This is a genomic window from Chitinolyticbacter albus, assembly GCF_024437655.1.
GTDB lineage: Bacteria > Pseudomonadota > Gammaproteobacteria > Burkholderiales > Chitinibacteraceae > Chitinolyticbacter > Chitinolyticbacter albus.
On sequence record NZ_JANBVF010000013.1, the window covers coordinates 1 to 13,238 of the forward strand.

Below are 13,238 nucleotides of genomic sequence, written 5' to 3' on the forward strand. Positions count from 1 at the left end.
CTGGGGCGGCTGTGGGTGCGTGGGGTATCGGTGGATTGGGCGGGGTACTTCGAGGGTGAGGAACGGCGGCGGGTGCCATTGCCGACGTATCCGTTCCAGCGGCAACGCTATTGGGTAGAGCTGCAGGCGAGCGAGGTGTCCGAGCGGGGCAGCTTGCAGCAACGGCTTAACAGCAAGCTGCCCAAGGTCGAGGACTGGTTCGCCACTGTTTCGTGGAAGCGCCTGCCGCTGGTGACGCAGGCCGATGGGGCGGAGCGGGCGACCTGGCTGTTGCTGGTGGACGCCGATGGGCCCGGGCAGGTGCTGGCAGAGCGCTTGCGAGCGCGTGGAGACCAGGTCTGGGAGGTGCGACATGGCAGCGGTTATGCGCGCGTGTCCGACACCCGTTTCGTCATCGACCCGAGCAACGCCGGGGATTACCGCCAGCTGATGCAGGCCGTGCAGCTGCAACAGGCTGCCTCATACCAGATCGTGCATGCATGGTCGCTGGCTGTGCCGCTGCAGGAAGGCATATCGGGCTTCGATGCCGCGCAAGCTGCCGGCTTCTACAGCGTGATGCATCTGGTGCAGGCGCTGGTGGCGCACAACGTGGTGGAGCCAGTCCGGCTGGCGATCGTGGCCGACGGCTTGCATGACGTGACCGGCAGCGAACGCGGCAACCCGAACAAGGCCACCCTGATCGGGGCGTGCAAGGTGATTCCGCAGGAATACATCAACATTCGCACCAAGACCATCGATCTGGCGCCGGATGCGACGGTGCCGTTCGATGAATTGCTTGCCGAGCTCGACGAGTTCGATGCCGAAGGCACGGTGGCCTATCGCGGCCCGCACCGCTGGGTGCAGACCTATGAACCGATCCCGCTGCAACCCAGTGCCTATGGCGAGGGGTTGCTGCAACAGGGCGGAACCTATGTGGTCACGGCGGGTTTTGTCGGTATCGGCCTGGCGCTGACCGAATTCATGGCATTGCGCCGGGGTTGCAAGCTGATCCTGATCGAGGACGGCGAAGTGCCGCCGCGCGCGCAATGGGAGAGCTGGCTCGCGGCAAGGCCGGAGCCGGCACCGCACGAAAAGCTGGTGAAGCGGCTTCTGCTGAAGACGCTGGAAATGGAAGCACAGGGCGCGCAACTGTTCGTGGTGGGGGCCGACCTGGCGGATCCGGTGGCCTTGCGCCATGCGCTGGCACAAGGCGAGGCGGCGCTGGGCGAAGTCCGCGGGGTGATCCATGCCATGGGGGCCTATGCCGCCAACCGGGTGGCGGCCGTGGCGCAGATGACGCCTGCGCTGTCCGAATACAATTTCCGCACGATCGCCCGGGGCATGTATGTGCTGGATGAAGTGCTGGCGCAGCGTCGCTTGGATTTCAAGCTGGCGCTGGGTTCGATCGGTTCGGTGCTGGGGGGCTTTGGCTACTTGTCGTACGGCGCCGCAAGCAGCTTCATGAGCGCCTACGCCTTCGCCACGCGCAATACGTTGCACCAGCCATGGATGGTCCAGGCCTGGGATGCCTGGGAAGTGGAATGGCAGGTGGAGGATGTGGACGAGCAGATGGCCAGCATGGTGGGCAGCGTGCTCGATCGCATCCTGCCGATCTCGCTGACGCTCGAGGAAGGCATCGATTCCTTCCAGCGCCTGCTCGGCGCGCGTGGCGTGCAGTATGCGGCGGTATCGGCCTCCGATTTGCAGGCGCGCATTCTCACCTGGGTCAAGGGATTGCCGGCCGCCGCGGAGCAGGCCGGCGCCCACGGCGAACGCCATGCCCGCCCGGCGCTCGATACGCCCTATGTGGCGCCGCGCGACGAGGTCGAGGCGGTGCTGGTCTCCTTGTGGCAGGACGCGCTGGGACTGGAGCAGATCGGGGTCAAGGACAACTTCTACGACCTTGGCGGGACCTCGCTGCTGGTGGCGCAACTGATGGCGCGCATTCGCGAGCGGCTGAAGGTCGATCTGCCGATCACCATCATGTTCGAAAGCCCGCGCATCGAAAGCCTGGCCCGAGCCTATCTGGACGCAGGCTTGAAGACCGTCGCCGAGCCTGAGCGGCTGCTGGCCGAGCTCGGTGTGTCGGGCAATACCGATGTCGTGCTCGCGCAGGGAGTGGTGTCGTGAGCGTCGATACCGGCTTGCTCGACCGGATGACCGATGCCGAGCGTGCGCGCCTGGCGAGCCGGCTGCTGGCGGAAACCGCGGGCAGTCAGCCCGAGCCCCCGCAACTGGTGCGGCTGGCGCATGGCACGGCATCGCCCTGGTTCTGCATCCACCCGGTCAGCGGCGACGTGACCAGCTACGCGGCGCTATGCCTGGCCATCGACTGGTCCCGCGGCATGCTCGCGGTCCAGGCGCAAGGACTGGACGGCAGGGCCGCCCCGCGCGATTCCCTTGCCGACATGGCCGAACACTATGCGTTGCAGATTGCTGCTGCGCAGCCCGAAGGCAGATTGCTGCTGGGGGGCTGGTCCATGGGCGGACTGGTGGCCTACGAGACGGCGCTGGCGCTCGCACGGTTGGGGCGCGTGGTCGATGGCCTGGTGCTGATCGACAGCGCGCTGCCTGGCGCGGCGCGCGATTTCACGATGACCTCGCGGGAATTGCTGGCGCTGTTCGTGCGCGATCTCTGGGGGCGTCATGGCCTCGATGGGGAAAGCGTGCTGGCCGATCTCACGGTCGATGCTCAGCCCGATGCACTGGCCGCGCTGTGCACGCGGGCGCGGCAGCACGGCGTGATCCATGGCGCCGCCGAGGAGCGCCAGCTGCGTTATCTGTACGCGGCGTGCCTGGCGCATTACCGGGCGATGGCCACGCACGAAGCAACAGGCAGCTACCCCGGCGCCGTGCTGCTGCTCCAGGCCGCAGAGCCAGGGGCTGACCGCAATGCTGCCGCACTGGCGCGATGGACGGCGTTCTGCACCGGCCCCATCACCGTTCACCAGCTGCCCGGCGATCACCATTCGCTGCTCCGGCAGCCACACGTCCGATTGCTGGGCGAGCGGCTGGCCGATTGGGATCGGCAGCGGAATCGACATTCTTCTTCCACGTAATTCCGCCTTTAAAGGACATACGCAATGCATCGCTTTGCCCAATTCGTTGTCAGGCACCCCTGGTGGGTCCTCCTGGCCGTGTTGCTGGTCACCGTGGCCATGCTGGCCGGTGCCTCCAAGCTCACCATGCGCACCGATTTCGATTCGGAGCTCCCGGCCTCGGACCCGATCGTCCAGACCGATAACCGTTTCAAGGCGGTCTTCGGCGACAAGGACGTGATCATGCTCGCGGTCGAATCCCGCGACGTGTTCAGCGCGTCCACGCTCAACAAGATTGCTCGCCTCTCCGAAGACCTCAAGCAGGTCGACGGGGTGCTGGAGGACGAAGTCACCAGCCTTGCGACCGTCAACAGCATCAAGGGCAATGCCGAAGGCGTCGACGTTGGCCGCTTTATGCGCAAGGTGCCGACCGATGCCGCCGGCCTTGCGGCATTGCGCCGGGCCGCGCATGCGGATATCAACATCCACGGCAAGTTGGTGGCGAAAGACGATACGCTGACGCTGGTCTCGGCCAACCTGGCCAAGGGATACGATCAGGCCAAGGCCTATGCCCAGGTCCAGGCGCTGATCAAGCAATACAGCGGTCCGGAAAAGATCTACGCGGCAGGTGATCCAATCGCGACCCAGGAGGCGAGCCTCGGGATCCAGGGAGACCTCGGCAAGCTGATGCCGCTCGCGCTGCTGCTGGTGGTGGTCAGCTTCATCATCACCTTCCGCTCGGTGCGCGGGGTGGTCGTTCCGCTGGGGCTGACCGTGCTTTCCATCATCTGGACGCTCGGTTTCATGGGGTTCGCCGGCCTGCCGATGACCATGGTGTCCTCGACCCTGCCCATCATCATGATCGTGACGGCAAGCTCGTACGGTATCCATGTCGTGCATCGCTATTACGAGGCCCTGGTGGAAACCAAGGACCAGAAACGGGCGATCGAGCTGGCCATCGGCAGCGTCGGTGGGCTGGTCATCATCACCGGGATCACCTCGGCGCTGGGCTCGATCGGCCTGATCGCCTTCAAGGTGGTGTCGATCCGCGAATTCGGCGTGATCACCTCGGTGGCGGTGCTGTTGTCCACGGCGATCTCGCTGACCTTCGTGCCGGCGACGCTGGCGCTGTTCCGCGCACCGAAACGCCTGCTGAGCATGGAACCCAAGCTGAGCGTGCTGGATCGCGCGATTGCAGCCATGGTCGGTTTCTCCTTCCATCACCGCATCGCGGTGCTGGTGCTGACTGCGGTGCTGATGGGCGTAGCCGCGGTGGGGGTCACCCAGATCAAGGTCGGTAACGACTTCATCAATACTTTCCCGGCAGGCCACCCCTTGCGCGTGGCGTTCGAGAAAATGAACGACAAGCTCGGCGGCGCGCGCTACATCAATGTGCTGGCCGACAGCGGCAAGGCCGAAGGCGTGACCGATCCCCAGTTCATGAGCGCGCTGTACGGCTTTCAGCAGGAAGCGGCCAAGGATTCGCGCGTTGGCTACTCGGTCTCCGCGGCCGATATCGTGGCCCAGATGAACAAGGTGATGAACGAGGATGATCCCAAGGCGCTGCGCGTGCCGGACGATCGCGACCTGATTTCGCAATTCATCCTGCTGTACTCGATGTCGGGCGATCCTGGCGACTTTGCCGACCGGCTCGACTACGACCAGCAACGCGCCAAGATCCAGGTGCTGCTGAAAACCTCCGATCAGGAGGACCACAAGGCGATCTACCACGCGCTCAAGGCGGACCTGGAAAGCCGGCTCGGCCCCAACCAGAAGGCCGAATTCGGCGGCGAGGTGATGTTCTGGAGCGCCGTGGTCGATTACATCGTCGAAGGCAAGATCGACAACATCCTCTGGACATTGCCGCTGGTGATGCTGGCGAGCCTCGTGGTGTTCCGTTCGGTGCTGGGTGGCATCATCAGCGTGGTCCCGATCGCGATCTCCACGCTGCTGACCTTCGGCGTGATGGGCTTCACCGGCATTCGCCTGGAAATGGGCACGGCCATCATCACCAGCATCTCCGTGGGCATCGGGGTGGACTTCGCCATCCATTTCATCGGCCAGGTACGGCAGCTGCGCGGCCGTAGCGCAAACCTGGGCGAAGCCACGACACAGGCGGGTCTGTCCTCCGGCAAGGCCATCCTGTTCCACGTGGCCTGCAATGTGCTCGCGTTCTCCGCGTTCATGTTCTCCGGCTTCGTTCCCATCCAGTACTTCGGCTGGCTGGTTTCGCTGACCCTGGTCACGACCTACTTCGCCACTGTCATCGTGCTGCCGGCCCTGCTGTCGCTGTTGCGTCCCGGTTTCGTCGATACGGGCCTGGCCCCGCAACGGCCTGGCCCCGCCACCGCGCCGGCGGCGGATCCCGATTTCATCGATACGCCGACGCTACCGCTGTGCCCGATCCCTGCCTCGAACTGAATATCCGACCCCCATCAGGAGAATCCATCATGACCAAATTGACCACGATCTGCGCCGTACTGGCGTTCCACCTAGCGGCCCCCGCCGCCATGGCAGCGACCGCCCAGGAAATCATGTCGCTGTACGACAAGCAGTCGCGCGCCGACGCCGAGCAGGTCAAGCTGACCATGCGATTGGTCAATCCGCAGGGTAAGGTGCGGCAGCGCACCATCAATTACCAGACCAAGACCAACGAGCAGGGCAAGCAGAATTCGCTGCTGCGCTTCGTGGAGCCCGCCGATGTGCGCGGCACGGCGCTGCTGACACTGGAGCATGCCCAGGACGACGACGATCGCTGGTTGTATCTGCCGGCCATGCGCAAGGTGCGGCGCATAGCCGCCACCGAGGATAACGAGAACTTCATGGGTTCCGACTTCGCCTACGAGGACATCGACTTCGAGGAGCTCGCGAACAACAGCTACACCTTGCTGAAGTCGGAAATGGTGGCAGGGACGGATACCTGGGTGATCCAGGCGACGCCGACACCACAGTCGCGTGACAAGTCCGGCTACAGCAAGCGCGTGCTGTGGATCCGCAAGGACAACTATGCCGTGGTGCAGGTCGATTACTACGACAAGAAGGACGAGCTCTTCAAGAAGCGCCAGGCCACCGGCCTTGCCGAGGTCGACCAGTCCGGCAAGTGGCGACCGAAGCGCCAGGAGATGCTCAATACCAAGACGGGCCACAAGACCGAGATCGTGTACGAGGACTACCGTATCGGCGGCCAGATCTCGGACGACGTGTTCTCGCAGCGCACGCTGGCCGACAACCGTTAAGCGATGAGGCGTCGGCCGATGTTCGTGACTTTGGCGCTGCTGTTGTCGCTCGGCGCAATGGGTGCCTATTTGTACTCCGTGCGTGGCATGGGCGTAGCGAGGGCCGCGCCGGTGGCGGGCGCGGCTGGCCGCTGGCAGCAACTGCGCGCCATGCCTTCCCACCGCAGCGAACTCGCGGTGGCCGCACTCAACGGCGAGGTATTCGTCGTGGGGGGCGCCACCGATTTCCTGCAGACCTCCGCCCGGGTCGAGGCCTATCGGCCGGCGCACGATGCGTGGGTGCGCTATCCGGATTTACCGGCACCCCGGCACCACCCGGTGGCCGTGGCTGTCGGCGGCAAGCTGTATGTGCTTGGCGGATTCCATGGTGTGTCGTTCACCGTGCAGCAGGACGTGTTCGAGTTCGATCCAGCCACGCGCCGCTGGCAAGCGTTGCCGCGAATGCCAACGCCGCGAGGGGCCGCCTCCGCGGTCGCTTACCAGGGCCGGATCTGGGTCGTCGGCGGGGTAGGGCCGCACGGAGTGACCGATGCCTTCGAGGTGTTCGATCCTGCCACGCGTAGTTGGAGCCGTCGCAGCGCGCCGCAGGCCCGGCGCCAGCATGGCGCGATGGTGGAGATCGACGGGCGCTTCTACCTGGCGGGGGGGCGGGTCTCCGGCTTTGCCTCCAACAGCGATCTGCTGGAAATCTACGATCCGGCCACCGACCGCTGGCGGTATGGAGCTCCGATGCCCATGCCGCGAGGCGGCATTGCCGGAGCCGTGCTGGGCGGGCGCTTCGTGATCGTCGGGGGCGAGGGGCAGGACGGTACGTTCAGTCAGGTCGATGCCTACGACCCTGCGACGGACAGCTGGCAACGGCTGGCGCCGATGCCCACGCCGCGTCACGGCATTGGCGCTGCCGCAATCGGCAAGGCCATGTACGTGCCGGGCGGTGGCCGCAGGGCCGGCTATTCGATCTCCGACCGCAATGAAGTCTTGATTCTGGAGTAGGGCTGTGAGGCAGAAGTATGGAAGGGCAGGTGCCGCAGGCCTGGCCCAAGGGATGTGCTGCGCGTTGATCCTGCTGGTGCCCGGTAGTGGCTGGGCGATCGAGGCGCCGCAGATCAGCGGTGAACTCGGTGTCGACTGGATCCAGTATTTGCATGACGCACCTGCCGGCACGATCGACGGACACCAGGAACTGAATGCCGAGCTCGAGGCCAAGGGTAGCTTGCCGGGCTTCAACTATCTGCTCAGCGCCGATGGCCGGGTGGATGCGCTCGATGCGGACCGCAACCGGGCGCGCATCAAGGAAGCGTATGCCGACATCGACCTGGGCTCGTCGTTCAACTTTCGACTGGGCAAACAGTTGGTGGTGTGGGGGCGTGCCGATGTGTTCAACCCCACTGACAACATCAATCCCATCGATCTGAGCGATCAGCTCGATACCGAGCGCATCCCGGTGATCATGGCTATCGCAAATTATTACTGGGGCGACAACCGGCTGCAGGCCGTCGTGGTGCCACGCTTCACGGCGAACATCCTGCCGGACCGGCATTCGCGCTGGCGGCCTTCGTTGCCCGCGCAAGTGGAGTACCAAGGGCAAATCCACCCGATCTATTACCAGATCACCGGATCGGACCGGCCCGACGACGACCAGATCGCCACCGTTGCACTCAAGTTCGAAACCTCGCGTTCCGGATGGGATTGGTCGCTCAGCTACCTCTATGGGTATTCGTCGGCACCGGCGATACGCGAGACCCATATGACGCTTGATCCACAAAGTGGTGGCGTGGTGCTGGGCGTGGAGCAGCTCTATTACCGGCAATCGGTCATTGGCTTCGATTTTTCCACCACGGCCGGCGCATTCGGCCTGCGCGGCGAGGCGGCACTGTTCCTGCCCGAGCACGGAATCAAGGATGCGATCGGCCTCGATCGTAACTATGCGCAGTTCGCCTTCGGCGTGGATCGTACCCATAGCAACGTGGTCGGGGAAAACGATCTCTACTGGATCGTCGAGGCGTTCGGCAATAGTGCGCGGCCCCATGGCCGGGTCGTTCCCGGCTACATGGTGTTCCCCTACAGCTATGGCGTGGCCGGCAAGCTGGAATACCGCGTGGGCTACGAACATACGCTGGGGTTGGAGGCGCTCATCGACGTGGAGCACGGCGGTTACCTGCTGCGCCCCAAGTACACCTACGACATCAACGATGCGCTGCGGCTGGAGATGTGGGCGGAGCTATTGGGGGGGCGGCGCGAGAGCTTCCCCGGTGCCTACAGCGACAACGACCGGCTGCAGCTCAAGCTGACGTATTCATTCTGAGCAGGAGCTGAGATGCAACCGCTGATTTTGCCCTCGCAGGAAGGCTCCCTGGGTTTGTCCCGGCCGCTTCGTCTGGTCTGTATTCCGTACGCCGGCGGTGGCACCGCGGCGTTTGGCGGCTGGCAGCAAGCGCTGGCGGCGGCCGCCATTGCCGTGCAGGCCATCTGCCTGCCGGGGCGCGAACGCCGCTACAACGAACCCGCGCTGGATTCCATCCCGCGAATGGCGAGCTTCGTGCGCGGGCAATTGCCGGTAGACGGTGCGGAACCCATCGTGTTGTTCGGCCACAGCATGGGCGCGCTCATCGGTTATGAGTGCGCCCGCATGCTGGCTGCGCGAGGCCGGCCGCCGGCCGCGCTGATCGTCGCCGCCTGCCTGCCACCGCAGCGCTTCAACTGCAACGGCATATCTGCCATACGCAGCGATGCGGCCTTCCTGCAGGCGGTGGCCGAATACGGTGGCCTACCGACTGCGCTGCTGAACAACCAGGAGTTCCTGGAGTTCGTCACGCCCGTGCTGCGCGCCGACTTCGGCGCATGCGATCGCTATGCCCTTGCCGATCTCTCCGGGCTGGATGTGCCGTTGCTGGCGCTGGCGGGTGAGGACGATATGCGGGCCAGTCCTGGCGACATGGCGGGTTGGCGTGATGTCGCCGCGGGTGCGTTTTCGCTGAGGACCTTCGCCGGCGGGCATTTTTTTGTGCAGCAGGGCAAGGACGAGGTGCTTGCCGCAATCGAGCAGTACCTGAAGGGGGCCAGTTGTTCAGGCCCCACAGCCGTGGAGGCCGAGGCGTTGGCGGGCTGAGCCACACCGGTTTCCTGATTCGATCCACTCTTGGGAAGATCACATATGCAACAACACAATCTCACCGCGAAACGGGCTGGTCTTGTGCTGGACTTCACCATGGTGTTGAACGCCCCGATGAGCCAGGCCCATGACGGCGATGGCAACGACGAGCGCGGGCGGGCGCGAACCTGCAGCGAGCGGGACGTCGTCGGCGACTGGGGCTTTTCCCTGCAAGGCTCGGTGGTCGGGCTTGGCCCGGCCGCCGGGGTCGGCGTGATGCACCTGGACCAATACGGGCGCATCACCGGGGCGGAAACCGTGCACCTGAATGGCGAGGTGCAGAAGCTGACGTTCAACAATGGCAGCTACCGGGTCTTCCCGGACTGCACCGGCGAGGCGGTGTTCATCGGTGAGCCGGGCACCGGTGAGGGCTACGGCACCGTGTCCTTTGCCATCGTCCAGCGCGGGGCTGCATTGCAATTGCTTGCCACCACCCCGGGACGGGTGCTGTCGGGCCGGGCCGAACGCCTGCATCGCTAACCGCTTCGCTGCCCGGGGCGGCGTGGTCGATCCGGGCATTCCGATTGCAACAGGAGCATTCTCATGGAACGAGATTTCACGGTACCTGACGTTGATGTCGCGGCGTTTCGCCGGGCGCTTGGGCGTTTTCCCACGGGAGTGACCGTGGTGACGACCGTGACCCCGGCCGGGGTGCCGCTGGGCTTGACCGTCAGTTCCTTCAATTCGGTATCGCTGACGCCACCGCTGATTGTCTGGAGCCTGGGCCTTGCCCGCGCCAGCTTGCCAGTCTTCGCGGCCTGCGAGTACTACGCCGTGAATGTGCTGTCGCAATCCCAGCAGGCGGTTTCACAGGCCTTCGCAGGCCAGCGTGGTGACCCTTTCGCGGCCGTTTCCTACGTTCGCGGGCTTGGCAATGTGCCGGTGCTGGAAGGCTGCTGCGCTACCTTTGAAGTACGCAACACCCACCGCCACGAGGGAGGAGACCATCTGATTTTCGTGGGGAGCGTGGAACGGGCGCGCTGTTCCGCCAGCGAGCCACTGGTGTTCCACGGCGGAGACTACCGCGCACTGGCGATCCGACCTTACCCGGTGATCAGCCCCGCCGCAGCCAGTACCACCGCGGCGAGCAGCGAACCCACGGTCGTCGCATAGGCCGGTAGGCGCCATCGGGGGTGCCGGGTGTAGGCATGGGCATAGGCGATGCGGCTGGCAAGCCAACCCAGCCCGCAGAGCGCAGCCGCGCCATCGCCAAACCAGGTAGCGCAGATCCACATGGCAGGCAGGAAGGCCACCGCCGCTTCGATCGTGTTCATCTGCACCCGATAGGCACGCTCGAACCCCTCCGGGCCATGGGTCGTCGGGGCCGGCACGTCAAAGGTCCGGCGCGCGCGCCCCACGCGCATCGCGTTGCCGTGCAGGTGTAGGGAGACGCCCAGCGTAATCCAGGCAGTGTAGAGATAGTGTGTGGCCATGTTGGAAGGGCGGTCGCCTAAAGCAGCCGCAAGGATAAGGCTCGGGCGATGGCCTCAGTACGGTTACGGGCCTTCAGCTTCTGCATTGCGTTCTGTGAATGGAATACCACGGTCCGCTCGGAAATTCGCAGTTGATCGGCCACTTCCGCGGCGGTATGGCCTGCGAGAAAGCTGGCCATCACCTGCTGCTCACGCTGGGTCAGTTGCGGAGTGGCGAGGTCCGTTTCGGTACTGATGCCTTGCACGGCCTCGGCCATATAGGCGGCGAGCAAGAACAGCTGGGGGACTTGTATCCGGAGCAGTGTCTCGGCCTCGGCGCTATCGTGGCTGAGGGCCACGCTCAGCATGCCGGCCCGCTCGCCCAGCGCCAGACTTATGCCTCGGCTCAGTCCGTACGCCGCAGCCTCCTCGAACATGCCGGAGTTCCCGCGTGTCGTATCCGATGTGGACCAGATGAAGGGCGTGCGGCGGCTAAGGCAATGCGGGATGGTGGGATCGCTTTTCGCGTAATCCATCTGCCGGTATCGCTGCTGCCAGGCAGTCGGGTAGTTGGTCCACACCTTTTGCCAGGGTGCCTGCTGGCTATCGAGCCCGCCCGTGCGGAACAACATGTAATCGAAGCTCAAACCTTTGAGCAGGCTCTGCACGACCCCCCATAGTTGCGGCAGGTTGTTGCACTCCAGTAACTCGCTGAGATGATTTAGGGCGAGCACAGCTGCGCTCCGACATGGCTGGGTGGGGTATAGACCGGCGCGGCGCCATCCCGGGGCAGACTGGGACAATAAATGGGGCGTGCTTCCTTCCGCACGATGATGCCTTCGCCGCCCAGTTCGCAGCGGGGAAGCAGCACGCGTTCGGCCTGCTCGTCCATTTCCACGTAGAAGGCGACAGCCCGGGCAATGCCGATCTGCAACGGCGGGCCCAGACGGGTCGTGTTGATGCCCAGCTTGGTCAGCATGCGCTCCACGGCCACCGTGGAGACGGTGACGTAGCGACTGATGCCATGAGCGCGGGCGAACAGCAGCACATTGCGTATCATCGCCACCGGGGTGGCGGTAAAGCCGAAGCCACTCTGCTCACTACCCTCGATCGCAAAGCGGCTCATTTCCCAGATGTCTGGCGCACTGGGCGCGGCTTGTCCGTGCAACAGCTGCGGGAAGGTGTCGCGCAGCATATATGGCCCTTGCGTCGGCAGCAGGCGCCAGCAACCCTGCACGATGTCTTGGGGCGACTTGTACAACATGTAGACCGGATCGAGATCGTCGTACTGGTCGCGCTCCTCGCCATTTGCAGTCGGTACATCCCAGCGCAGGCGTTCGTAGAAAACCTTGTAGCGCAGGCGGTACATGGCCTGTTCATCGTGAAGGTCGAACGCCTGCTCACTGCGCCGGGCAACGAGAATGTTCATGTATGGCCTCATCCAGTAACAGAAGTGGATGAGATTGGAGCGTATCGACGAACGATTTCAAACTCCCAAATTGAACAGGTTGCGCTAGAGCGTGATCAGGCCAAGGCACAGCGCGCGGGCTACGGCCTCACGCCGATTGCGCACCTTGAGTTTCTGCACTGCATTCTTCAAATGAAATACCACGGTGCTTTCCGCGATTCGCATGATGCTTGCGATTTCCCAGCCCACCTTGCCCGATGCGGCCCAGCGCAGCGCTTCGCGTTCGCGCTGCGTCAGTTCTATTTCGGCAGAGGGCTGGGCTTGTCCCTGGATATTGCGTATGCCCTCGTAGGCAAAACAGGCCAGCATCAGACATTGCGGCAACATCATGTCGATCAGCCGATCCACTGCATTTCCTTCTTGGTCCAGCGCCAGACTCAGCATGCAAAACTCACCGGGCTTGCCCGCAAGCGGGCAGCTGACCCCCATGCGGAGCTGATGTGACGCAGCCTCCTCGAACAATCCTGCATGCGCTTGGGCATGGCGCAGACTGGGGGACCAGATGATAGGTGTGGAATGGGCGAGACAATGGCGAACGGTGGGATCAATTTCCGAATAGTGGTTTTGATCGTAATGAACGCGCCATTCTGCAGGATAATCGCTGACGATATGATCCTGCATCTGCCCATTGTCCATAAATTTGCGCACGCCCAATAAGGCATATTTAAAGCCCAGCATATTGCCAAGTCGCCCAAGCGTGGTTTTGAGCGACGGTTCCGTAGTGCATTGTAATAGTGCGTGTACATCGTCAGTCCGCAGCATTCGGCTTTCCCTAGTGTCCTTGTCCAAGGAGTCGATAAATTCAGAGTGGTTGTAAGCAGTGTCCTTTCAAAGGAAACATTCTGTTATGTATTTTTCCAAATGCGTTTTCGTAATTTATTCGAGCATCGGCGGCCATTGTAATACCTGTAATTTTGTAGAGTAATCTCAGCGAAAGCCGTTAGTCGGGGTTGA

General features: G+C 63.6%; 13 protein-coding genes. 9 read left to right on the top strand and 4 right to left on the bottom strand.

The features are described from left to right. The 9 genes from NLI84_RS09060 to NLI84_RS09100 form a co-directional block, all read left to right on the top strand. Positions 1 to 2,109: KR prefix domain-containing protein (locus NLI84_RS09060; protein ID WP_255989744.1), on the top strand; the 2,109-nt coding region annotated here is incomplete at its 5' end. After that, positions 2,106 to 3,038: a thioesterase domain-containing protein gene (locus NLI84_RS09065; RefSeq protein WP_255989745.1), complete on the top strand. Its 933-nt coding sequence runs from the start codon at positions 2,106 to 2,108 to the stop codon at positions 3,036 to 3,038. The genes NLI84_RS09060 and NLI84_RS09065, both read left to right, overlap by 4 nt. Positions 3,039 to 3,062: 24 nt before the next feature. After that, on the top strand, positions 3,063 to 5,438 hold the full coding sequence (locus NLI84_RS09070; RefSeq protein WP_255989746.1) for an efflux RND transporter permease subunit: 2,376 nt from the start codon (positions 3,063 to 3,065) through the stop codon (positions 5,436 to 5,438). A 29-nt stretch (positions 5,439 to 5,467) separates the two neighbouring features. Then, positions 5,468 to 6,253 (top strand): outer membrane lipoprotein-sorting protein, encoded by a 786-nt coding sequence (locus NLI84_RS09075; protein WP_255989747.1) that lies wholly within the window; start codon positions 5,468 to 5,470, stop codon positions 6,251 to 6,253. A gap of 18 nt (positions 6,254 to 6,271) precedes the next feature. Beyond that, positions 6,272 to 7,246: a Kelch repeat-containing protein gene (locus NLI84_RS09080; protein WP_255989748.1), complete on the top strand. Its 975-nt coding sequence runs from the start codon at positions 6,272 to 6,274 to the stop codon at positions 7,244 to 7,246. Positions 7,247 to 7,250: 4 nt separating this feature from the next. Further along, positions 7,251 to 8,558, top strand: a complete 1,308-nt coding sequence (locus tag NLI84_RS09085; RefSeq protein ID WP_255989749.1) for a DUF1302 family protein — start codon at positions 7,251 to 7,253, stop codon at positions 8,556 to 8,558. 12 nt (positions 8,559 to 8,570) lie between these two features. Then, on the top strand, positions 8,571 to 9,362 hold the full coding sequence (locus NLI84_RS09090) for a thioesterase II family protein (protein WP_255989750.1): 792 nt from the start codon (positions 8,571 to 8,573) through the stop codon (positions 9,360 to 9,362). Between the two features lie 45 nt (positions 9,363 to 9,407). Then, positions 9,408 to 9,884: a hypothetical protein gene (locus tag NLI84_RS09095; RefSeq protein WP_255989752.1), complete on the top strand. Its 477-nt coding sequence runs from the start codon at positions 9,408 to 9,410 to the stop codon at positions 9,882 to 9,884. Positions 9,885 to 9,947: 63 nt separating this feature from the next. Next, positions 9,948 to 10,517, top strand: a complete 570-nt coding sequence (locus NLI84_RS09100) for a flavin reductase family protein (protein WP_255989754.1) — start codon at positions 9,948 to 9,950, stop codon at positions 10,515 to 10,517. Here the strand turns inward: NLI84_RS09100 and NLI84_RS09105 are convergent. The 4 genes from NLI84_RS09105 to NLI84_RS09120 all read right to left on the bottom strand — a co-directional run bounded on the left by NLI84_RS09105 (position 10,448) and on the right by NLI84_RS09120 (position 13,046). After that, positions 10,448 to 10,837, bottom strand: coding sequence for an MAPEG family protein (locus NLI84_RS09105; RefSeq protein WP_255989756.1), 390 nt, complete (start codon positions 10,835 to 10,837; stop codon positions 10,448 to 10,450). The two genes, NLI84_RS09100 and NLI84_RS09105, sit on opposite strands and share 70 nt — an antisense overlap. A 17-nt stretch (positions 10,838 to 10,854) precedes the next feature. Next, the gene (locus NLI84_RS09110; RefSeq protein ID WP_255989758.1) at positions 10,855 to 11,550 is read right to left on the bottom strand and encodes a helix-turn-helix transcriptional regulator; all 696 of its coding nucleotides are present in this window, start codon (positions 11,548 to 11,550) and stop codon (positions 10,855 to 10,857) included. Continuing rightward, on the bottom strand, positions 11,538 to 12,245 hold the full coding sequence (locus tag NLI84_RS09115) for an acyl-homoserine-lactone synthase (RefSeq protein WP_255989759.1): 708 nt from the start codon (positions 12,243 to 12,245) through the stop codon (positions 11,538 to 11,540). Before NLI84_RS09115 ends, NLI84_RS09110 begins: the two co-directional genes overlap by 13 nt. Positions 12,246 to 12,329: 84 nt before the next feature. After that, positions 12,330 to 13,046: a LuxR family transcriptional regulator gene (locus tag NLI84_RS09120; RefSeq protein ID WP_255989761.1), complete on the bottom strand. Its 717-nt coding sequence runs from the start codon at positions 13,044 to 13,046 to the stop codon at positions 12,330 to 12,332. Between the last annotated feature and the right edge of the window lie 192 nt (positions 13,047 to 13,238).